The sequence below is a fragment of the Colwellia sp. Arc7-D genome (genome assembly GCF_003061515.1).
Classification (GTDB): domain Bacteria; phylum Pseudomonadota; class Gammaproteobacteria; order Enterobacterales; family Alteromonadaceae; genus Cognaticolwellia.
On sequence record NZ_CP028924.1, the window covers coordinates 3,742,393 to 3,764,970 of the forward strand.

Consider the following 22,578-nt stretch of genomic DNA (forward strand, 5'->3'; position numbering starts at 1 on the left):
TTTTACAAAAAATTCGCCATTTATCTTCGCTATGGTTACTATAAGCTAATAACCGACTTAACCTTCAAACAAAGTTTCAAATAAATGACTTCAATATTGTATGAGCATCCGCTCAATGAGCGTATACGTAACTACCTAAAACTAGAGCAATTGTTTGCTCAAGCTTCAGATTGTTTACAATATAATATTGTCAGTAGCCACAGTGTGTTTTTTAATGCTTTGTTTGCAATTTTAGACACGCTTGAACGTAATGATATACGTGGCGATTTAATTAAAGATCTAGAAAAATTAGAGCAAAGTTTAGTCATTTGGTCACAGAACCCAGATATTGATAGCGCAGCGCTTGAAGATAACTTACAAAAAACGGTGCAACTTTCCAGTAAACTAAAAGTGCATTCGGCATTATGGCTACAATTAAAAGCGGATAAGTTCTTAACAAGTTTAAAGCAACGGTTTGCTATTCAAGGTGGAAGCTCTCTTTTTGACTTACCTCAGTTGCAGTTTTGGTTAAACCAACCTAGCGCTAAAGTAGAAGAGGAATGCCGTTATTGGCTATCTCTGCTTGAACAAATTAAAGCGGCTTTATCACTTAACCTGATGTTTATCCGCCAACGTTCGGCATTTGAAGAAATAACGACAGACAGTGGTTTTTACCAAGACAATGGCGAGGGTTTAATCCTTATACGTATCAAAGTACCAGATAATTACCCTGTTTATCCTACGATCAGTGGTAATCGATTTCGATACTCTATTCGCTTTATGATGCCTTGCAATGAAACAGGACGTAAGTATTCAAAACAAGCGACTACATTTCATTTAGCTCGCTGTTAATAGTTAATAAGCTATTTTGTCCAATCAGCAGCCTAATTATAATTGTCGTAAGCTATAAAATTTAAAGCCGACTGCTTTTTATAGCCGCATAGTTAATTTTCTCTTATAATATCTATCTTTCTAATCGTTACTCATACCGACGGATTCAAATTAATATGGCACTAAAAGTTGCTTGTCCCACGTGTAAAAAAGAAGTTATTTGGCAAGAAGATAGTAAATATCGACCGTTTTGTAGTAAACGCTGCCAATTAATTGATATAGGCGATTGGGCTGATGAAAATCATAAAATTAGTCAACCTGTTCAAGGTGCTGTTGATTTGAATGAAGAAATGCTCGATGCACTAGAAGCCGAATTTCTCCAGCATAATAAGTTTTTCGTTGAACCAGAATAACAAACCTCAACACGCTTATTTTTATAAAACAATTAAAAATAAGCTGACAGTAAATAATAACTAAAACATGCAGTTATTATTGGTAAGTTTTTTGCAGCTTTTCAATAATTTCCTGATTAGCTGCAGGAAAGTTTAAAGCGTCAAATTCAGCTAAAGTAAACCAACCTGATTCTTGCCCTTCTAACGGCAATGGCTCGCCAGTAAAGTTATCCACTACAAATACATCTAACAACACCTTTTTGTCTCCGTAATCATGGCTAATTTGCATTAGTGATGTGCATGACAAAGTATCTATCGAAACTTCTTCTTTTAGCTCTCTATGAAGCGCTTGATGTACCGTTTCATTTTTTTCTACTTTACCACCTGGGAACTCCCACAAACCGCCCTGATGGCTATCCATTAAGCGCTTAGTAAGAAAAAACTTATTCTCAAGCTTGATCACACCAACAGCTACATGCACAATTTTTGTCATAATTTATCCTAAATTCCAGTTCAAAAGCTTTTATCCAGTACAGATGATATCTCATTTATGCTTGTTTGAAAGGTGATACGCTAAAACCCGGCCTACAAAAAAGTTCTTATGTTGAAATAGTGAACGGCTGAATATAAAAATGCCAGTCAATTGACTGGCATTTGGTTACGATTAATTCGCTAAGTGTTTAGGTTAATTTACCGTGACACTGCTTATATTTTTTACCTGAACCACAAGGACAAGCTTCATTGCGACCCACACGCGGCATAGCTGCCTGTTCTGGCTCAGAAGCTGATTCATGTTTAAATTCTTTTGGCGCTTCATCTGCTTTTCTGTGTTGCTCCTCAACGGCTTCAACATCAGACTCAGCTCTAATTTGCACTTTACTTAAAATACCAATAACATCATATTTCAAGTTATCAAGCAACTCAGCAAATAACTCAAACGACTCGCGTTTAAATTCTTGCTTAGGATTTTTTTGCGCATAGCCACGTAAGTGAATACCTTGACGTAAATGATCCATCGCCGCTAAATGTTCTTTCCAGTGCGAGTCTAAGCTTTGTAGCATAACTGCTTTTTCAAATTGACGTAAAACTTCAGCACCAACCATTTCTTCTTTCGCGATATAACTGGCTTCAACTTCTGCTAAAATTTTCTCACGCAAGGTTTCTTCATGTAACTTCTTATCTTCTTCTAGCCATTTTGCAATCGGTAGTTCAAGCGTAAGTTCACCTTTAAAGCGTTCTTCTAAGCCTTCAACATCCCACATTTCTTCCATCGATTGTGGTGGAATATGTTGAGCAATTAAGCCGTTTACAACATCTGCTCGTATCGCTTTGATAACATCAGCGATATCAGCTTCGTCCATTAACTCGTTGCGTTGCTCGTAAATAACTTTACGTTGATCATTTGATACATCATCAAATTCTAGTAATTGCTTACGAATATCAAAGTTACGACCTTCAACTTTACGTTGTGCGTTTTCAATACTTTTGGTCACCCAAGGATGTTCAATAGCTTCGCCACGTTCCATGCCTAATTTACGCATCATGTTAGTAATACGTTCTGAGGCAAAAATACGCATTAAACCATCTTCCATAGACAGATAAAAACGTGTTGAACCAGCATCACCTTGACGACCTGAACGACCGCGTAATTGATTATCTATTCGGCGAGACTCATGACGTTCAGTGGCAACAATATGTAAACCACCAACCGCTAATACCTTATCGTGCTCTTCTTGCCAATCTGCTTTAACTTGCGCAATTTTATCTTCGCTTGGGTTTTCAAGCTTAGCCAACATAGTACTTAAATTACCACCTAAGACAATATCAGTACCACGACCAGCCATATTTGTAGCTATTGTTACGGCTGCAATTTTACCTGCATCGGCAACAATTTCAGCTTCTTGTTGGTGAAACTTAGCATTAAGTACTTTATGCTTAATTTTTGCTTTCTTTAAAAATGAAGATAAGAATTCTGATGTTTCTATGCTGATAGTACCAACCAATACTGGTTGCCCACGTTCAACACAATCTTTTATATCTTCTAAAATAGCTTCAAATTTCTCTTCAGCAGTTAAATATATTAGGTCAGGTAAGTCTTTACGTACCATAGGCTGGTTAGTTGGAATAACCACAGTCTCTAGACCATAAATATGGTTAAACTCAAATGCTTCAGTATCAGCTGTACCTGTCATACCCGATAATTTATTGTAAATACGGAAGAAATTTTGGAAAGTGATAGAAGCCAATGTTTGGTTTTCATTTTGAATGTTCACACCTTCTTTGGCTTCTACAGCCTGATGCAAACCTTCTGACCAACGTCGACCTTCCATTGTACGGCCTGTGTGCTCATCAACAATAACAATCTCGTCATCTTTTACGATGTAATCAACGTCTTTTTGAAATAACTTATGCGCACGTAAGGCGGCCATAACATGATGAAGCAAGGTAATGTTTGCTGCAGAGAAAAGTGAATCTCCTTGCTCCATTAAACCTTTTTCGATCATGATTTCTTCAATGTGAACTTGACCTAACTCAGTCAAATAAATTTGTTTCGCTTTTTCATCAATAGTAAAGTCACCGGTACTTTCTTCACCTTCTTTATCTTCTTCTTCTTGCTGTACAAGTGTTGGTACGACAAGATTAATATTACGATATAGCTCTGAGCTATCTTCAGCTTGACCTGAAATAATAAGTGGCGTTCTTGCTTCATCAATTAAGATAGAGTCAACTTCATCAATCACGGCAAAGTTTAATGGTTTTTGAGCGCGCTCTTCTGGTGAAAAGGCCATGTTATCGCGAAGATAATCAAAACCGAATTCATTGTTGGTACCATAAGTAATATCTGAATTGTAAGCTGCTTGTTTATCTTGTGGTGCCATACCAGCGATGTTACAACCCACTGTCATGCCTAAAAATTCAAATAAAGGACGACACCAATCACCATCACGTGTAGCAAGGTAGTCGTTAACAGTAATAACATGCACACCTTTACCCGTTAGAGCGTTCAAATACGACGGTAATGTGGCGGTAAGTGTTTTACCCTCACCCGTACGCATTTCTGCAATCTTACCTGAATTAAGTACCATGCCGCCGATCATTTGCACGTCGAAATGACGCATACCAAATACGCGTTTACTTGCTTCACGAACTACAGCAAAAGCTTCAGGCAGAATAACATCTAGTTCTTCACCTTGCTCAACACGTTCTTTAAATTCAGTTGTTTTTGCTTTTAGTTCTTCATCACTGAGTGCTTCAAAAACCGGTTCTAGTGCATTTATTTTACTTACTTCTTTTTGCATTTGCTTAAGTAATCGATCATTACGACTACCGAACAATTTTGTCATTAAACTTACAAACATCGTGTTAAACCATATTGAGAAGAAAATCTTCCGCTGAAAATAAAATGATCGGTATAACCGATCACATAAACTTGCTTAGTATTGTAATCGCAGGAGTATTTTACACAACTGAAATTAGTGCTTAAGCTATTCTTTTGCTTTTCGATAAACGTATTTTTTTGGATCTATTTGTTTATTATTGTGTAAAATTTCATAATGTACGTGTGGACCTGTAGAGCGCCCTGTACTACCCATCTTAGCAATAACCTGGCCTTTATTAACCACATCACCTACTGCAACGAGTATTTCTTTATTGTGCCCATAGCGAGTTTTTAAACTGTCACCATGGTTAATTTCAATTAATTGCCCATACCCGTAACGGTCACTTGCCCAACTTACAACACCTGATGCAGTCGCAATAATGTCGGCATCTTCTTTTCCGGCAAAATCTACACCTTTATGCATGGCAGCTTTGCCATTAAAAGGGTCTTTACGAATACCATAATATGAAGACAACCAACCTTTAACAATAGGTCGACCAGATAAATACCTTGTATTTTCTATATGGTGGCCAAAACTGACAGATTCAAGCATTTTTAATTGTTTTTCTTCATGTTCTAAGGTTTTTTCTAATGATGTTATGCTCAGCAGTAACTCCGTTAAGCTCTGTTGCTTATCTTCATTGCTCTGGATCATAGGCCCACCACTTGGTGGTGATTGCTGAAAGTTAAATTCGTTATCAGGAATATTAGCTTCTTCAGCTAAACGATCTCCAAGGGCATTTAATCTTAATACCTGGCTTTGTAACTCAGCTAATTTCATGGTGACAGCGGTTACTTGGCTATTTACCTTAGGCGCTTGGGTACTCGGTAGACTAGACATACCATATATTGGGTTTTGTGGTATGTCATCAGCAGAAATAACTAAATGAACAATAAAGCCAGATACGAGCGCAAAGGCTGTCAAAGCAGAAAACCAATGTAGCTTATTTAGCTTCATTGAAAATCTAACGTTCTTTCCACGGTATAGTAATGTTAAACTCATAATTCATTCATCGTATAGTTCAGAGCTGACTCATGGCAAGAAAATCTAGAATCCCTACAGACATGTCAGCGCTGTTTAATTCAACGTCAGGCACTTTGGCACAAATAGCCGCAAAAACCAACTCTTTAACAGTATTGTCAGACATTGTACGACAAATCTGCCCCGACCTGCCAGCAGATGTGTGGAAAATAGCCAATTTCAGGGCAAATGCCATCGTTATTGAGGTTAATTCAGCGGTTTGGAGCCAACGATTACAATTTGAAAAAGTAAATATTTGTCGTGAGTTAATTAAAGTGACCGACAATACTTATAATCAAGTCGAGATTAAAATCACACCATTTCGACCCAAAATTCCTGAAAAAACGATAATACCTAATGCGATTAATTCGACTATTTCGGCAGCAACTGCAGCTCATTTATTAAAAATTGCTGAAACTGCACCCGATAGTTTGCGCAAGAAACTTGAAAAACTAGCAGCACATGCAAAGAAATAATAGGACTATCTATTGTAACTAACAAAGAGCATATCAATAACGATTAGCAATTCTTCACCTATGCATACCTTCATCTTATTACCTGAAAGTTTTTTGCTTAAACAATCCCTTTTTTAGCTATAAAAAAACCAGTCATCGACTGGTTTTAATTGCTAAGTATTGAAAGGAAGATCTATTAAAAAGACGTTGCTTCAATCTCTTGATATTGAATAGGTGATTTAGCACTGTCTTCAAATGTCACCCATTCCCAACAATCAACTTGCTTAAACACTTCTCGTAGCAAGATGTTATTTAATGCATGACCAGATTTAAAGGCATTAAGTTCACCTAAAATACTAACACCGCTCATGTATAAATCACCAATGGCATCAAGAATTTTATGTTTTACAAACTCGTCATCATAGCGAAGATCATCTTTATTTAGCATGCGATATTCATCTAGCACAATAGCATTTTCTAAACTGCCACCGAGTGCTAAATTATGAGAGCGCAAGAATTCAATGTCTTTCATAAAACCAAAAGTACGTGCACGACTAATTTCTTTGATAAACGAACAACTTGAAAGGTCCATACTCATCGCTTGACAAGTATTTACGATTACAGGATGTTCGAATTCAATAGCGAAGTTTACGCGGAATCCTTCATAAGGCTTTAATTCGGCCCATTTATCACCTTCTTCAACGCGAATAGTTTTAGTAATGCGTAAAAAGCGTTTGGCAACATTTGATGTTTCAATGCCTACCGACTGTATTAAATATACAAACGGTAAAGCACTGCCATCCATAATTGGAATCTCAGGTGAGTCAACCTCAACAATAAGGTTATCAATACCTAAACCTGCAACAGCAGAAAGCAAATGTTCGACGGTGGAAATCTGAACACCTTGCTCATTCACTAAACATGTACAAAGGGTAGTTTCGCCCACAGCTTCCGGTGTCGCGGGGATATCGACAACGGGATCTAAATCAACTCGGCGAAAAATAATACCGGTGTTAGCAGGCGCAGGACGGAGAGTTATCTGCACCTTTTCACCTTTATGTAACCCTACACCAATGGCAGAGACACTTTCTTTTAACGTACGTTGTTTAATCATAAATAGCCTTCTTAAGCCTATATTTTATATTTATTAGCCGCCACTGATTTAAGCGGAGACGTAATATATCAAAAAAGCCTAACAAAATCAATATTCCAACTTTTATAGCATTATTAGCAAGCCAAATTAATCGCGATTAATCAGCTTGTTTGCGTAAAAATGCTGGAATATCTAAGTAATCATCAAGCTCTGTTGCCGCTACTTTTTGTGCTTGAGCATTTGCTTCTGGCATAGTTACCGGACTCGCTGATAACTCTGGTTGTGCGCTTGGGATATAATCACCACCAACCACTTGCGGTTCAGCAATAGGCGCAGGGTTAACTAGTGTTATGTCAGGCTTGCGCTCTGCACCAATACCTGTTGCTACAACGGTAACACGCAGATCTTCTGTCATTTCAGGGTCAATAACCGCACCAACAACTACCGTAGCATTTTCAGATGAAAAAGCTTTAACCATGTTACCTACAGTTTCAAACTCATCAATACTGATATCCATACCCGCAGTAATGTTGACCAAAATGCCACGAGCGCCGGCTAAATCAACGTCTTCAAGTAACGGACTAGAAATTGCGGCTTCTGCGGCTTCTTCTGCACGATCAGGACCAGATGCTGTGCCTGAGCCCATCATTGCTGTACCCATTTCAGACATTACCGTTCTAACATCGGCGAAATCGACATTTATGAGTCCCGGTCGAGTAATAAGTTCCGCAATACCTTGCACTGCTCCTAATAGAACATCATTAGCCGCTTTAAATGCATCTAATAAGCTTGTACCTGGGCCTAATACTTTTAACAGTTTTTCGTTTGGAATAGTGATCAATGAATCGACATTTTTTGATAAAAACTCAATACCTTGATCAGCATAATTCATGCGTTTTTTGCCTTCGAATGGGAAAGGTTTGGTTACTACTGCAACCGTTAAAATACCCATTTCTTTCGCAATTTCAGCTACTACAGGTGCTGCACCAGTACCCGTACCACCGCCCATACCTGCAGCGATAAATACCATATCAGCACCTTTAAGTGCTTCTTTAATGGTTTCTCTATCTTCTTCTGCACTGCGACGACCGATTTCTGGATTAGCGCCAGCGCCTAAACCTTTTGTAACATCGTGGCCAAGTTGTAAAGTAACATTCGCCGCTGAATTGCGTAATGCTTGCGAGTCAGTATTTGCGGTAATAAATTCAACACCTTCAATGGTTTGTAAAACCATGTGTTCTACCGCATTACCACCACCACCACCAACGCCTATAACTTTGATGACTGCTTCTTCGTTATGATCTTCCATTAATTCAAACATTTTATTATCTCCGATTTTTATTACGTTTTGTTCCACCAAAACACTTTTCTTACACCTTTAATTAGCCGCTAATGCCACTAATTAAAATTCGCCTTTAAACCAAGCCAGTATTTTCGATCCGATGCTACCAACTGACTCACTTTTCTTTTGTTCGTTACTTTGTTGCTGACTCGCCTGCATGCCGTAATGCAATAAGCCAACAACCGTGGAGTATGTTGGGTCGTTTACATACTCTTTCAATCCACATACGTCAGAAGGTTGCGCTACACGAGCTGGCATTTGAAATACTTCTTCAGCAAACTCAACCACACCTTCCATTTTTGCGGTACCGCCAGTTAATACATAACCTGCGGCAATTTGATCTTCTAAACCACACTCTCTTAATTCTTCTTGTATCAGTTCAAATAACTCTTGATACCTAGGCTCAACAACTTCAGCTAAGGTATGACGAGACATTGAACGCGCTGGACGTCCTCCAACACTGGGTACTTCAATGTTTTCTTCCATGCTCACCATTTGGCGCAATGCACAGGCATACTGCACTTTAATATCTTCAGCATGGCTTAATGGTGTGCGAAATATTTTAGCTATATCGCTAGTGACTTGGTTACCTGCAACTGGAATAACTGCAGTATGGCGTAACGCTCCGCCAGTAAAAACAGCAATATCCATGGTGCCTGCACCCATATCAACAACACAAATACCGAGCTCTTTTTCATCGTCAGTTAAAATGGCGTAGCTAGAGGCAAGTGCTGAAAAAATTAATTGGTCAGCCTTTAAATCGCAACGCTCAACACATTTAACAATGTTTTTAGCCATGTCATTAGCACACGTTACAATATGAACTTTGGCTTCCATTCTTACGCCTGACATACCAATAGGGCTTTTAATGCCATCTTGACAGTCAATACTATATTCTTGAGGTAACACATGTAACATCCGACGTTCAGCAGAAATAGGTACTGAACGCGCCGTATGAATCACGTTATCTACATCGTCCTGCATGACTTCTTTGTCATTAATTGGCACCATACCGTTTTCATTTTGACAACTGATATGCTTACCAGAAATGCCAAGATAAACTGAGGTAATATGACAATCAGCCATTAATTCAGCTTCATTAATCGCACGTTGAATGGACTGAATAACGAGGTTTAAGTCATTAACACCGCCTTTATCCATGCCACGAGCAGGTTGATTTCCAACCCCTACGATACTGAGCTGGTTATCAGGCGTGATCTCGCCAACAGCTACTGAAATTTTTGACGTTCCAATATCTAATCCAACCACTAAATTTCTTTCAGTTATTTTTGACATTCAGGCTAAACTCTTTCTTTATTATCCGAGGTCTTCCAACCAACGGCTAAACCGGTATCGTATCTCAGGTCAACGTAATCAACTTGTTGGCCTTCCTTTTTGTGTAATTTAATTTCTGGATAAATATCCATAAAACGCTGTATACGTTCTACTCTATTATCTCGTCCTAAATCAATGGTAATGCCATCATTTAAGATTAGCTGCCAAGCAAAACGCTCAGTCAGCACTAATTCATCAATTGCTAATTGGCTAAAATCCAATAGCTTGTTCAAATTTATAAAATTGTCTAATGCTATTTGCTCACTACCTTCTGGCCCAAAAAAGGCCGGTAATTTTTTGGCTAAGCGCTTTACATCCGCCTGAAAAGCCTTGCCATTAACATTTATTAAAAAGTCACCATTCCAATGAGCGATAGGCTTCTGATCTACCACATAGATCTTCAGTTCATCAGGCCACTTTTTACGAACAGAAACTGAATAAACCCATGGCAACATGGCCACTTTTTTCTGTACATCATTAACATCTAAGTTGAAAAAATTACCTAAGTTAACTTTTTCTATTGCACCTTCAATATCTGCACGCGTTGTATACGGCATTTCACCCGCTATAGCAATAGATGTAACAGGTGCCGACTCTTCAGCACTCAATTGTTTGTTTAAAAAAATACCAAACGATAAAATCGCAATAATAACCGCAACGAAAAACGTAACCCCTAACCAAAATGACCAATGCAGGTTTGAGAGCTCTTCCTTTAACGGAAGTTGTTGTGACGTTGCCATAACTTACGCGCTACCTTCCGCGCTTATTTCTACAATTTTTGTTACTAACTCACTAAAACTTAAGCCAAATACTTTTGCTGCTTTAGGCACTAATGACGTTTCTGTCATACCTGGTACAGTATTTACTTCTAGTATCTGCCATTGTCCTTGGCTATTTCGCATGACATCAACACGTCCCCAACCTTTTGCACCCGTGGCGTTGAACGCCTTTAATGCTATTGATTGAAGTTCAACCTCATCCTCATTTGAAAGTGAGCAAGGACAGTGATATTGCGTAGTATTAGATTTATATTTCGCATCGTAATCATAAAAATCGTTTGGTGTTTCCATATGAATTACAGGTAAAGCCGTTTGGCCTAAAATCGCAATCGTGTATTCAGGACCTTGAACCCAAGCTTCTACTAATATTTGGTGGTCATAGTTAAACGCGGCAATAAGCGCTTGATGCAATTCTTCGGCATTATTTGCCTTAGACATTCCTATGCTGGAGCCTTCATTAGCTGGCTTCACCATAACCACGTTACCTAGCTGTTGCAGAATTTTTTCTGCATCTGCCATTTGATATTGCGCTTTATCGACAATAGCAAAAGCCGCGGTAGGTAAGTTCAACGCTTGAAATACTTGCTTACTGCGAATTTTATCCATCGATAATGCAGAGCCCAACACATCAGAACCTGTGTAGGGAATATTCATATATTGCAATGCACCTTGTACACAGCCGTCTTCACCACCTCGGCCATGCAAGGCAATAAAAACTCGATCAATATCAAGCTTTACAAGATCGCTTAAACAGTAGTCTTGAGTATCAATAAGCTGTACTTTAAAACCAGCAGCCTCTAAGCCTTTAGCAACCGCTACACCTGAATTTAGAGACACAGCTCTCTCTGCTGATGTACCGCCATAAAGTACGGCTAACTTTTGTTCCATTAAAGGTTTCATGAGTTTGTCACCGTCAATTTTTCATCTGCGGCTAAACTACGCGCAATTGCACCAATATTTCCGGCACCTTGCGTAATAACCATGTCGCCATCTTGCAACTGAGCAGCGATTAGCTCGGCTAATTTATCACTGTCGCTAACATAAATAGGTTCTATTTGGCCACGTAAACGAATACTACGCGCTAAACTTTTACTGTCAGCATTGGCAATTGGCGCTTCGCCTGCAGCGTAAACATCAAGTAAAAATAAGCAATCAACTTCAGATAGCACTTCAACAAAGTCTTCATATAAATCACGGGTGCGCGAATATCTATGAGGTTGAAATACCATGATCAATCTTTTTTCAGGCCAGCCGTTACGCATTGCAGATATGGTTGCTTTCACTTCTGTTGGATGATGACCGTAATCATCAATTAGCATCATTTCGCCTTGCTCGGTTTGCAACGTTGCTAGTTTTTCGAAGCGTCTGCCTATGCCAGCAAAACCTTGAAGAGCTTGTTGAATAGCAATGTCGGCAACACCTTCATCAATAGCTACTGCAACACCTGCTAAGGCATTTAATACATTATGCTCGCCGGGCAAGTTAACACTTATAGCTAAAGGAGCACTGCCTTTACGTTCAACAACAAATGAACTCATACCGGCTGATTGTTGGTATTGTGTTGCCCTAACGTCTGCATCTTCGCAAAAGCCATAAGTAATAACTTGGCGACTAATACGCGGTAAAATTTCTCGCACGACTGGGTTATCTAAGCAAACCACGGCTAAACCATAAAAAGGTAGGTTATGTAAAAACTCGATGTAGGTATCTTTAAGTTTTTCAAAATCACCTTCATACGTTTCCATATGATCTTCGTCAATGTTTGTGATCACTGAAACCATAGGTTGCAGATGTAAGAATGACGCATCGCTTTCATCTGCTTCAGCAATTAAATAACGGCTACTACCTAAACGAGCATTCGTTCCAGCACTATTTAGTAAACCGCCAATAACAAAAGTAGGATCTAAATTTGCTTGTGCAAAAATACTGGCAATTAAGCTTGTAGTGGTGGTTTTACCATGTGTACCGGCAATGGCAATACCATGACGAAAACGCATTAACTCGGCTAACATTTCAGCTCTTCGAACAACAGGGATACGTTGATCATATGCTGCAGTCAGTTCAGGGTTTTCACTATCAATAGCAGTTGAAACCACAATAACACTAGCGCCAGAAACATTATCAGCGTGATGGCCTATAGTGACCTTTGCACCTAAAGCCATTAGTCGTTTAACGACTTGGTTTTCTCCAATATCAGAGCCAGTAATTTGATAACCTTCATTTAACAATACTTCAGCAATACCACCCATACCCGCGCCACCAATACCAACAAAGTGGATGGTTTTCACACGGCGCATTTCTGGCACCCTGTTATTGCTCAGGTTTGATACAGTATTTTTGTCATTTTGTGCTGTCATTAATTCACTCATATTTTTGCTACTTCAATACAAGCTGATGAAACGAGATTCGTTGCATCAGCATGGGCAGCGTTGTGTGCAGCTTTAGACATTTGCTGCACTACTTTGTCTGAAATAAACAGGCTATTTAGCGTTTGCCCTAGTGTGGTGCCATTAAACTCTTTTTGTGGAATTAACTTTGCCGCGCCACAATTAACTAAATACATAGCGTTCTTAGTTTGATGATCATCAACCGCATGTGGCAAAGGTACAAATATTGCCGGTTTTGCTGCCATGGCTAATTCCGACACAGTAAGTGCACCTGCTCGACAAATAACAACATCGGCCCATTCATAAGCTGCTGCCATATCTTCAATAAATTCTGTTACCTTGACCTTTTCTTCAGGTAATCCGTAATCTTGATAACTTTTTAGTACGGCTTGTTCATTACCGCCGCCTGTTTGATGCCAAACATCAATACTTTGCACCTTGATTTGATTCATCGCTTGCGGCACTACATCATTCAGTATCTTTGCCCCTAAACTTCCGCCAACAACTAACACTTTTTTACTGGTAGCAGGCTGTGCAGGAACAACATTTTTTATGGCAATAATATCGCTACGTAATGGGTTGCCAACGACTTTAGAAGTTACTCTTTTACTAAAAGCTCCCGGAAACGCACTTAAGGTTGTCGTTGCTAAATACGAAAGAAAACGGTTACTCATACCTGCAACGGCATTTTGTTCATGCAATACCAACGGAATTCCTAGTAGCCAAGCAGCTACTCCACCTGGAGCACTTGCGTAGCCTCCCATTCCTAACACAACATCTGGCTTAACTTTGCGTAAAATCTGGATAGACTGCATAACAGACTGCATAATTTTAAACGGTGTTTTCAACCATGTTTGCCAGTTTTTATTACGCACGCCTGCCATGTTTATAAATGAAATTGGATAGCCATTTTTAGGCACCAAATCGGCTTCCATTCGCTGAGCTGTGCCAAGCCAATGAATATTCCAACCTTGTTTTACCAGTGCATCTGCAACAGCAATGCCTGGGAATATATGTCCGCCGGTTCCACCTGCCATTACGAGCAGTGTTGGGCGTTTAACTTCATGACTTACTTGTTCAGTCATTGCCGCCCTCGATAATTTTAGTTTTCTTCACTTTACTTGATTTCTTCTTAGTGCTTTTATGAGTACCAGTAGCGCGACTGGTTGCTTGAATACTTTGTAATCTTATTTCGTGATCTATACGGATTAAAACGGCGACTGCCATAGTCATAATGATCATGGAACTACCACCATAACTAATTAACGGCATGGTCAATCCTTTGGTCGGTACAATACCTGCACTTGCGCCTATATTAACGGCTGCTTGAAAACAAAACCAAATACCAATCGCGTAAGCAAAAAAACCTTCAAAATACTTCTCTTGATTAACGGCTTTTCTACCTAATAATAAAGCCTTAAAAACCAAGCTCATACTTAAGATTAAAATAACGCTTATGCCGATAAAGCCAAATTCTTCTGCAAGCACAGCCATAACAAAATCGGTATGTGCTTCAGGTAGATATTCTAATTTTTGTACACTATTGCCAAGGCCCTGACCAAATGTTTCACCGCGACCATAAGCCATTAACGATTGTGTTAACTGATAACCGCTGCCAAAAGGGTCTTTCCATGGGTCAAGAAAGCCCGTAACCCTTGCCCAGCGATACGGAGAGAAATAAGCTAACATTGATAATAATGTGACCCCTACACCTGAAATAGCTATAAATTGCCATAACTTAGCGCCGGCTAGAAACAGTAAACCAAATGTGGTGACAAACATCACGATAATGGTGCCTAAATCTGGTTGCATTAATAACAAACCACTTAACGCTCCAAAAACGATTAATGGTTTGGCAAAACCTTTAACGTTCTCCATGACTTCATCACGTCTTCTCACTAGGTAGGCAGATAAATAGCAAAAGAAAAACAGTTTTGCTGGCTCTGCCGCCTGTATCGTTATCGGTCCAATGGCGATCCAGCGTGTAGAGCCATTAACATTTCGGCCAACGACTAAAACAACAACCAGTAAAACAATGCCTAATATCAACAAATTACTGCTAAATTGATGCCAGCGCTGCATTGGAATTTGTAACGTTAGGCCTGCAACGCCTAAACTTAATACGATATAAATCATATGCCTGACGATGAAATGGAATGGGTTTTCAAATAATCGCTCGGCAATTGGCATTGAAGAACTTGCCACCATAATTAAACCTATCATGTACATACTAAGCGCAAGTAATACATAGCTGCGATCAAAGGTGGCAACCGAGCGAGACTCCACTTGTAGCCAAGTTGGCATTGTCCACTGTGACAAGTTTGCAAAAGAAACCGACATTACACAGGCTCCTTTTGCGTTAGCACCGACTTTATAAATACAACACCGCGTTCAACATAATTTGAAAACATATCTAAACTGGCACAAGCTGGTGATAATAAAACCATATCGCCTGCGTTAGCCTGATTTTTAGCCAGCGAAACTGCTGCTGATAAGGTCTCAACATGGGTCGTTGTACTGGCTTGATTTGGTAATCGTAATGAAGCAATAGCGCGTCCGTCTTTACCTAATGTGATCAAGTAATCAACGTGTTGTGTCAGCGCTTGTGTTAGCGGAGAAAAATCAGCACCTTTGCCATCACCGCCAGCAATCAAAATCAGTTTATTGTTTTTTAATGTCGGTGATAGCCCTTCAATAGCGGCAAGTGTTGCACCAACATTAGTAGCTTTTGAGTCGTTTACCCAACAAATGCCATCGGTTGTTTCAATTACTTCGCAACGATGTGCAAGGCCTTTAAAGGTTATTAAGCTTGCTAGCATCGCAGCGACATTCCAGCCCGCACATTTTCCTAAAGCCAATACCGCTAGATAATTAACCGCATTGTGAATACCTTGTAATGGTAACTCTGTTAATGAACATAACGCTGTTTCACCGTCCATTAAGTGCACAACACCATCAATATCAGCTAAACCAAAATTTGCATTTTGTGCTGAATCACAGCCAAAGTTTAACTGTTCAGTGTTGGTACAATTTTCATTGGGTTTAGTTGATTCATCGTCACGATTAAAAATTGCATAACGTGCGTTTTGATAAATTTTTTGCTTAATCGCAGCATAATTTTCTATGGTTTTATGGCGATCTAAATGATCATCGCTGATATTTAATATGGTCGCTGCTAAGGCTTTCATGCTTTTAACTGTTTCAAGCTGAAAGCTTGACAGTTCTAACACAATAAAATCAGCGTCTACTTCATCTATTTGATCAAGTACTGGCAAGCCAATATTTCCACCCAACTGCACATGATAGCCTAGTGCGTTACCAACATAATTTAGCATTGAAACCACGGTAGATTTACCGTTTGAGCCAGTAACGGCAATAATTTTCGTATCACTTAAGCGACAAAATAGTTCTATATCGCCAATAACATCACAATTTTTTGCAATAGCATGGCTAATTTCAGGCACTGAAATATCAATACCTGGACTGACAATTAACACTTCTGCTTGGGCGATCAATGCAGAGTCCCACTGCCCAAGTGATAAAGTATTATTTGCAAATTGATTTTTAAAATCACCGGGCGAAATAGGCATTGCTCGACTATCGTTTACTGCAAATGAAATTTGATGACGATGTAAAAAACGCGCGCACGACAATCCTGTGATCCCTATACCTAAGATCACGATTCGCTTATTTGCTAATTGTGTCGTTACCGACTGATGCAAATGTTTATTCACGCGTTTATATTTACCTTAATTTCAGAGTGGCTAAGCCAATCAAAACTAACACTAAAGAAATTATCCAAAAGCGAACAATCACTCTTGGCTCTGGCCAGCCTTTTAATTCGTAATGATGATGAATAGGCGCCATACGGAATATGCGCTGACCACGCAATTTGTATGAACCCACTTGTAAAATTACCGATAGCGTTTCAATAACAAATACACCACCCATAATAAATAACACTAATTCTTGTCTCACCAATACAGCAATAACACCCAATGCAGCGCCTAAAGCAAGTGAGCCAACATCCCCCATGAAAACTTGCGCAGGGTATGTGTTAAACCACAAAAATCCTAAGCCTGCACCAACAATCGCCGTACATACCACCACCAGTTCACTGGCTAAGGCAATGTGTGGAATGTGTAAGTATTCAGAAAAATTTGCATGACCTGTCATGTAAGCAAATACCGCGAACGCGCCGGCCACCATAATGGTTGGCACAATAGCTAAGCCATCAAGACCATCGGTTAAGTTAACCGCGTTACTTGTACCGACAATAACGAAATACACTAAACCGATGTAGAGCAAGCCTAACTGCGGTAAAACATTTTTCACAAATGGAATGAGTAACGTTGTTTCTTCAGGGCTTTGGGCAAATTGATATAAGAATATTGCCGTAGCTAAACCAATAACCGTTTGCCAGAAATATTTCCAGCGGGCAATTAAACCATTAGAGTCTTTGCGAATAACTTTACGATAATCATCAACAAAGCCAATCAAGCCAAAACTAGCTATTACAAATAACACCACCCAAACATAGGTGTTAGATAAATCGGCCCACAATAAAACGCTGACCACGATAGACGCTAATATTAATAGCCCACCCATGGTAGGTGTTCCCGATTTAACTAAATGGCTTTCTGGACCATCATCGCGAACCGTTTGACCTATTTGCATATTTTGTAATGCTCGGATCAATTTAGGGCCAAAATATAACGAGATAATCAACGCAGTAAGAGTTGAAATAATGGCTCGAAATGTTAAATACGAAAAGACATTAAAAAATGAATAATACTGAGTGAGATACTCACCTAACCAAAGTAACATTATGCCTGCTCCTGCATAGTCTGACTGTTATGCCATTGAATAATATCAGCTACTACGTATTCCATATGAGCACTGCGCGAACCTTTTACTAAAATAGTCACTTGTTGTTTTTCATCTTGAAGTAACTGTTGTAAACGTGACAATAAATTCTCTCTACTACTAAAATGTTGAGCTTGTTTTTGCTGCCCTTGATAAAAAGCATCAGATGCATTTTGACTTAGCACGCCTAAGGTCAACAAATCGTCAATTTGCTTGTCTTTTGCATGCTCGCCAACCTCTTGATGATAACGGCGTGCTTCTGAGCCTAATTCGCCCATATCGCCAAGAATAAGGATTCTACGCCCTGGGTAACTGGCTAATAAATCAGATGCTGCATTAATTGATTCGACGTTAGCATTGTAAGTATCGTCAATTAATTTAGTTTGCTTATTAAGTTGATGTAAGTTTAGACGCCCTTTAACTTCTGCCATTTTTGCTAAACCTAGGCGAATATCTTCTAGGCTAGCACCAAATTCTAATGCGATAGTTGCTGCCGCAACAGCATTGCAAACGTTATGATGACCAGGCACGGTCAACGCAATTGATGTACTGCCTATTGGCGTTGTTAAAGTGAAATTTGCACAACCGTTTTCGTCTAAAGTCTCTTGATGACTGTAACAGTCAGCGACATCTTTACAGGAAAATTTCAGGACTTTTTTGTCAGCTAAGCGCCACAGCCATTTATCTGCCCATTGAGTGTCTTGATTATAAATGGCAACGCCACCGATATTTAAGCCAGAAAAAATTTCACCTTTAGCGCGAGCCACACCACATAAATCGCCAAACCCCTCTAAATGCGCTGCGGCAATATTATTAATGATGGCTACATCGGGTTTAACCAACGCGGAGGTATATGCAATTTCACCCAAATGATTTGCACCTAACTCTACGACAGCAAAGTCATGTTTATCTTCTAAACGTAATAGTGTTAACGGCACACCAATATCGTTATTAAAGTTACCTTTCGTCGCAAGCACATTACCTAAACGACTTAAAATTGCCGCCACCATCTCTTTTACGGTGGTTTTGCCACTACTACCGGTTATAGCAACCGTTTTCGGCGCAACTTTTGCTTTTACATAAGCGGCAATTTCACCCAGTGCTGTGTGAGTGTCTTTAACCACAACTTGTGCAATAGTAAGATCTGCTTGCGCTTTTTGAACGATTACCGCGCTGCAACCCAATGTACTTGCTTGGCTTAAGAATTTGTGTCCGTCAAAGTTTGGCCCTTGCAATGCTAAGAAAACATCACCAGGTTTTAATGCACGACTATCCGTACTTATGGCATGAATTGTTAAGTCTTCACCTATAAGTTCACCATTTATCACTTGTGACAGTTCAGTTAAGGTTAACGCAATCATACCGTTACCTCTTTTTCTGAAGAGTAGAATGCTTTAACTACTGCACGTTCGTCATAATGGCGTTTTTCATTACCAAAAATAATGTAATCTTCATGGCCTTTTCCAGCGCAAAGCACAACATCATTGGCATCCGCTTGTTGTAAAGCCGTGGATACTGCCGTTGCTCTATCTAGTATTTTTTCAAAACGTGTATTTTTATCTAACCCTGCAATAATATCTGCAGCTATGGCTTCAGGGTCTTCGCTGCGCGGGTTGTCATTGGTAATGATCATGCAATCTGCTTTGCTTTCGGCAACTTTAGCCATTAACGCTCTTTTGCCTGTATCTCTGTCACCACCGCAACCAAATACTAACCATAACTTACCTTGGCAATGTAATCGGCAAGCATCTAAAGCGCTAGCTAATGCATCTGGGGTATGCGCGTAATCAACTACGGCTGTAGGCTTACCTTGTAAGGAAAATGACTCCATGCGACCAATAATGGGCACAAGCTGAGTAATCGCTTTAGCAATTGTCGCAAGGGCTATTTTTTCGACCATTAACACGGCAATAGCAGCAAGCAAGTTCTCAACGTTAAAGTCACCTAATAATTGGCTGTTAATTTCACATTTGCCTTGGTCAGTAACCAGCTGAAAACTAACACCTTGAGGATAATGTTTAACATCTAGTGCTTGTGCGAAGCGCTGATAACTAGCAACATTGGCGTCTCGTCCGTAAACAACAACAGCTTGTGTACTTGGCCAATTTTCTAACCATTTTTGTGCTTGCGCGTCGTCGCCATTGATCACCGCTACTTGCTTATTATCGCCAGTGAATATAGCTTTTTTTGCTTCAGCATAAGCGGCCATGGTTTGATGATAATCTAAATGGTCACGACTCAAATTTGTAAAAACGGCGGTATTAAATAAGGTTGCATTAACACGTTTTTGCGCTAAAGCATGCGAAGATACTTCCATAGCAACATCTGTAATTTTATTGTCGGCAAATAACGCCAACAATTGATGCAACTCAGTTGCGCCCGGCGTGGTGTTTTCAATCGTATGTAATTGTGCCAACTTACCCGCGCCATTGGTGCCAATAACTGCACAGTTTTTCTGACAACTATCGAGTAAGTTCGCAATAATTTGGCTCGTGCTGGTTTTACCATTAGTACCGGTAATTCCAATAATATTTAACAATTTTTGCGGTTCGCCATAAAATACTTTTGCAACATTGAACAAATTATCATTCAGCTGGAAATAACTTAATACTGGCGTTTCTTGACCTGAGGCTTGTCCAAGCCATGTCAATTTGCCATGTTCGGACGACTCAGTTGTTTCTTGTAATATCATTGCACAATTCGCCGATAACGCCTGTACCGTATATTCACGGCCGTCACGTAAACTGCCAATAACCGCGCAAAAAACATCGCCCGATATTAACGCCCTTGTGTCGTTGACTAAATTAGCTCTAGTTGAGTTAAAGTTTTGAGAAAACTGTGTTGCTAATTGCGTTAAATCATTAGGCGCAAGCGTAATTTCACCAAAGCTTAAAACCGCTTCAATGGCGGCAAAATTTGTCGGTGCAGTAGAAACGGTTAAAGCGTGATCAAACATGGTCACGCTCCTTAGGTACACTTTCAATTTTTTTCTCTGCTTGTACAGAGGTCACTCGCGTGTTCGCATCAGGCGGGACATTGAGCAGCCGCAGCGTGCCCTTCATAATTCGAGAAAACACCGGAGCGGCAACTTCACCACCGTGATATAAATCACCGCCAGGATCATCAATGACCACAACCACGGCAATTTCCGGGTCTGAAATAGGGGCTATGCCAGCAAATAAACCTACATAATCACTGCCATATCCACCAGCAAACGCTTTAATTGCTGTACCACTTTTTCCACCAACACGATATCCATCAACTTTCGCTACGGTATATTGCTCATTAACTACATGCTCTAACATTTCAACCACATTTTGACTATTTTCAGCTGAGAAAATACGTTCATGCTTTTGCTGCGCTAATGATTCTTTGTCTTGCTTTAAAATAGTTAACGGTGTTTTAACACCACCATTTGCTAGTGTTGTATAAAAGCGTGCCAGTTGAATTGGCGTAATGGCGACACCATGACCCCAAGATAACGTTGCTAGTTCAAATTTTGACCATCGTGCTCTATCGTGCATCATGCCAGAGCTTTCACCCACCAGCCCAGTACCTGTATCTTCAGAAAATCCCGCGTCAAAAAACTTATCAATTAAGTAATCTTTTGGCACCGATAACGCCAATTTAGTCGTGCCCATATTAGATGAATGCACCAATAAATCTGCTAAAGAGATTTTACCAAGATAGCGTGGATCAGAAACACGACTCCCCCCTAAACGCATCCAACCTGGGTAGGTATCAACAATACTGTCTTTTTTTACGCTACCAAATTCTAAAGCGGTTAAAACTGTTAACGGCTTCATGGTAGAACCTGGTTCATAAATATCGGTAATCGCACGGTTACGAAAACGATGAATTGCCACACCTGAACGATTATTTGGGTTGTATGATGGGCTATTAACAAGCGCTAGAACTTCGCCAGTATTTACATTGGTAACAACAGCAGAGCCTGATGTGGCTTTAAATGCTTTAACCGCGCCTTTTAACTCACGATAAGCCAATGCTTGAATACGTTGGTCGATACTCAAGGTAATTGTTTTGGGTTGAGTAGACGCTTTAACTGATAAAATTTCAATCTTGCGGCCTTTGGCATCTTTACGATACTTTTTCTCGCCGTCTTCACCGGTCAACAGTTGGTCATAAACGCGTTCTACGCCTTCAATGCCCTTATCATCAACATTCGTAAAGCCAACAATATGAGCGCTTATTTCACCTGCAGGGTAAAAACGTTTAGATTCTTTACGTAAATGAATACCCGGAATTTTTAACTCTTGAATATAGTTCGCCATTGCCGGCGCTACTTTTCGTTCGATATAAACAAAACGTTTTCTAGGGTTTTTCGTTACACGAACTTTTAACTTGTTCACGTCTTGACCTAATACATCAGCTAAAGCCTGCCAATGCTCAGTCATCGACAACGCATTGGTGTCAAAAATAATTTTAGGATCAGCCCAGACAGTCTCCACAGGCACACTGATCGCCAGTTCATGACCATTACGGTCAACAATTGAACCGCGTTGCACTGTTTTTGTATTGGTACGAAGCGAGCGATTGTCGCCTTGCTTTTTCAGCATGTCGGGTTCAAATACTTGAATGTAAGCAGTACGAGCCATCAAACCTGCGTAAATCAGCACAACAGCGCCTAACACAACGTAAAAACGCCATGCTACCGTGTTTGGATTATATTGTGCTGGTTTTTTCATTGCCTACCCGTGC

At 39.8% G+C, this 22,578-nt stretch carries 19 protein-coding genes; 3 read left to right on the forward strand and 16 right to left on the reverse strand.

Annotated features, from left to right (window positions below):
- Positions 1-84: 84 nt before the first annotated feature.
- Both zapD and yacG read left to right on the forward strand, forming a co-directional pair.
- Positions 85-831, forward strand: coding sequence for a cell division protein ZapD (zapD, locus tag DBO93_RS16105; RefSeq protein ID WP_108457252.1), 747 nt, complete (start codon positions 85-87; stop codon positions 829-831).
- A gap of 155 nt (positions 832-986) precedes the next feature.
- Positions 987-1,223: a DNA gyrase inhibitor YacG gene (gene yacG, locus DBO93_RS16110; protein ID WP_108457253.1), complete on the forward strand. Its 237-nt coding sequence runs from the start codon at positions 987-989 to the stop codon at positions 1,221-1,223.
- Between the two features lie 76 nt (positions 1,224-1,299).
- Here the strand turns inward: yacG and mutT are convergent, their stop codons facing one another.
- From mutT to DBO93_RS16125, 3 genes are all read right to left on the reverse strand, one after another.
- Positions 1,300-1,698 carry an 8-oxo-dGTP diphosphatase MutT gene (gene mutT / locus DBO93_RS16115; protein ID WP_204100692.1) on the reverse strand — a complete coding sequence of 133 codons (399 nt, stop codon included), beginning with the start codon at positions 1,696-1,698 and terminating at the stop codon, positions 1,300-1,302.
- Between the two features lie 184 nt (positions 1,699-1,882).
- Positions 1,883-4,561 carry a preprotein translocase subunit SecA gene (gene secA / locus DBO93_RS16120; RefSeq protein WP_108457255.1) on the reverse strand — a complete coding sequence of 893 codons (2,679 nt, stop codon included), beginning with the start codon at positions 4,559-4,561 and terminating at the stop codon, positions 1,883-1,885.
- Positions 4,562-4,687: 126 nt separating this feature from the next.
- Positions 4,688-5,584 (reverse strand): M23 family metallopeptidase, encoded by an 897-nt coding sequence (locus tag DBO93_RS16125; protein WP_108457256.1) that lies wholly within the window; start codon positions 5,582-5,584, stop codon positions 4,688-4,690.
- Between the two features lie 32 nt (positions 5,585-5,616).
- On the opposite strand from DBO93_RS16125, the gene DBO93_RS16130 reads away from it, so the two are divergent.
- Positions 5,617-6,078 (forward strand): DciA family protein, encoded by a 462-nt coding sequence (locus tag DBO93_RS16130; RefSeq protein ID WP_108457257.1) that lies wholly within the window; start codon positions 5,617-5,619, stop codon positions 6,076-6,078.
- 175 nt (positions 6,079-6,253) lie between these two features.
- Here the strand turns inward: DBO93_RS16130 and lpxC are convergent, their stop codons facing one another.
- The 13 genes from lpxC to DBO93_RS16195 all read right to left on the reverse strand — a co-directional run bounded on the left by lpxC (position 6,254) and on the right by DBO93_RS16195 (position 22,565).
- Positions 6,254-7,171 carry a UDP-3-O-acyl-N-acetylglucosamine deacetylase gene (gene lpxC, locus DBO93_RS16135; RefSeq protein ID WP_108457258.1) on the reverse strand — a complete coding sequence of 306 codons (918 nt, stop codon included), beginning with the start codon at positions 7,169-7,171 and terminating at the stop codon, positions 6,254-6,256.
- A gap of 136 nt (positions 7,172-7,307) precedes the next feature.
- On the reverse strand, positions 7,308-8,471 hold the full coding sequence (gene ftsZ, locus DBO93_RS16140; RefSeq protein ID WP_108457894.1) for a cell division protein FtsZ: 1,164 nt from the start codon (positions 8,469-8,471) through the stop codon (positions 7,308-7,310).
- Positions 8,472-8,552: 81 nt separating this feature from the next.
- Positions 8,553-9,788 (reverse strand): cell division protein FtsA, encoded by a 1,236-nt coding sequence (gene ftsA / locus DBO93_RS16145; RefSeq protein WP_108457259.1) that lies wholly within the window; start codon positions 9,786-9,788, stop codon positions 8,553-8,555.
- A 5-nt stretch (positions 9,789-9,793) separates the two neighbouring features.
- Entirely contained in the window at positions 9,794-10,567 is a 774-nt protein-coding gene (locus tag DBO93_RS16150) for a cell division protein FtsQ/DivIB (protein WP_108457260.1), read from the reverse strand.
- A 3-nt stretch (positions 10,568-10,570) separates the two neighbouring features.
- Positions 10,571-11,506 (reverse strand): D-alanine--D-alanine ligase, encoded by a 936-nt coding sequence (locus DBO93_RS16155; RefSeq protein WP_275403655.1) that lies wholly within the window; start codon positions 11,504-11,506, stop codon positions 10,571-10,573.
- Entirely contained in the window at positions 11,503-12,963 is a 1,461-nt protein-coding gene (gene murC, locus DBO93_RS16160; protein WP_108457896.1) for a UDP-N-acetylmuramate--L-alanine ligase, read from the reverse strand. The genes DBO93_RS16155 and murC overlap by 4 nt, the downstream gene beginning before the upstream one ends.
- Positions 12,964-12,971: 8 nt before the next feature.
- Complete coding sequence (gene murG / locus DBO93_RS16165) at positions 12,972-14,078, reverse strand: undecaprenyldiphospho-muramoylpentapeptide beta-N-acetylglucosaminyltransferase (protein ID WP_108457261.1); 1,107 nt, start codon at positions 14,076-14,078, stop codon at positions 12,972-12,974.
- Positions 14,071-15,297 (reverse strand): cell division protein FtsW, encoded by a 1,227-nt coding sequence (ftsW, locus tag DBO93_RS16170; RefSeq protein ID WP_239059217.1) that lies wholly within the window; start codon positions 15,295-15,297, stop codon positions 14,071-14,073. Before ftsW ends, murG begins: the two co-directional genes overlap by 8 nt.
- Positions 15,298-15,332: 35 nt before the next feature.
- A complete protein-coding gene (gene murD / locus DBO93_RS16175; RefSeq protein ID WP_239059021.1) occupies positions 15,333-16,727 on the reverse strand; it encodes a UDP-N-acetylmuramoyl-L-alanine--D-glutamate ligase in 1,395 nt (464 codons plus the stop codon).
- A 10-nt stretch (positions 16,728-16,737) separates the two neighbouring features.
- Positions 16,738-17,820 (reverse strand): phospho-N-acetylmuramoyl-pentapeptide-transferase, encoded by a 1,083-nt coding sequence (gene mraY, locus DBO93_RS16180; RefSeq protein WP_108457263.1) that lies wholly within the window; start codon positions 17,818-17,820, stop codon positions 16,738-16,740.
- A complete protein-coding gene (gene murF, locus DBO93_RS16185) occupies positions 17,820-19,220 on the reverse strand; it encodes a UDP-N-acetylmuramoyl-tripeptide--D-alanyl-D-alanine ligase (protein ID WP_108457264.1) in 1,401 nt (466 codons plus the stop codon). Before murF ends, mraY begins: the two co-directional genes overlap by 1 nt.
- Positions 19,217-20,815, reverse strand: coding sequence for a UDP-N-acetylmuramoyl-L-alanyl-D-glutamate--2,6-diaminopimelate ligase (locus DBO93_RS16190; protein ID WP_108457265.1), 1,599 nt, complete (start codon positions 20,813-20,815; stop codon positions 19,217-19,219). The genes murF and DBO93_RS16190 overlap by 4 nt, the downstream gene beginning before the upstream one ends.
- The gene (locus tag DBO93_RS16195; RefSeq protein ID WP_108457266.1) at positions 20,808-22,565 is read right to left on the reverse strand and encodes a penicillin-binding transpeptidase domain-containing protein; all 1,758 of its coding nucleotides are present in this window, start codon (positions 22,563-22,565) and stop codon (positions 20,808-20,810) included. Before DBO93_RS16195 ends, DBO93_RS16190 begins: the two co-directional genes overlap by 8 nt.
- Between the last annotated feature and the right edge of the window lie 13 nt (positions 22,566-22,578).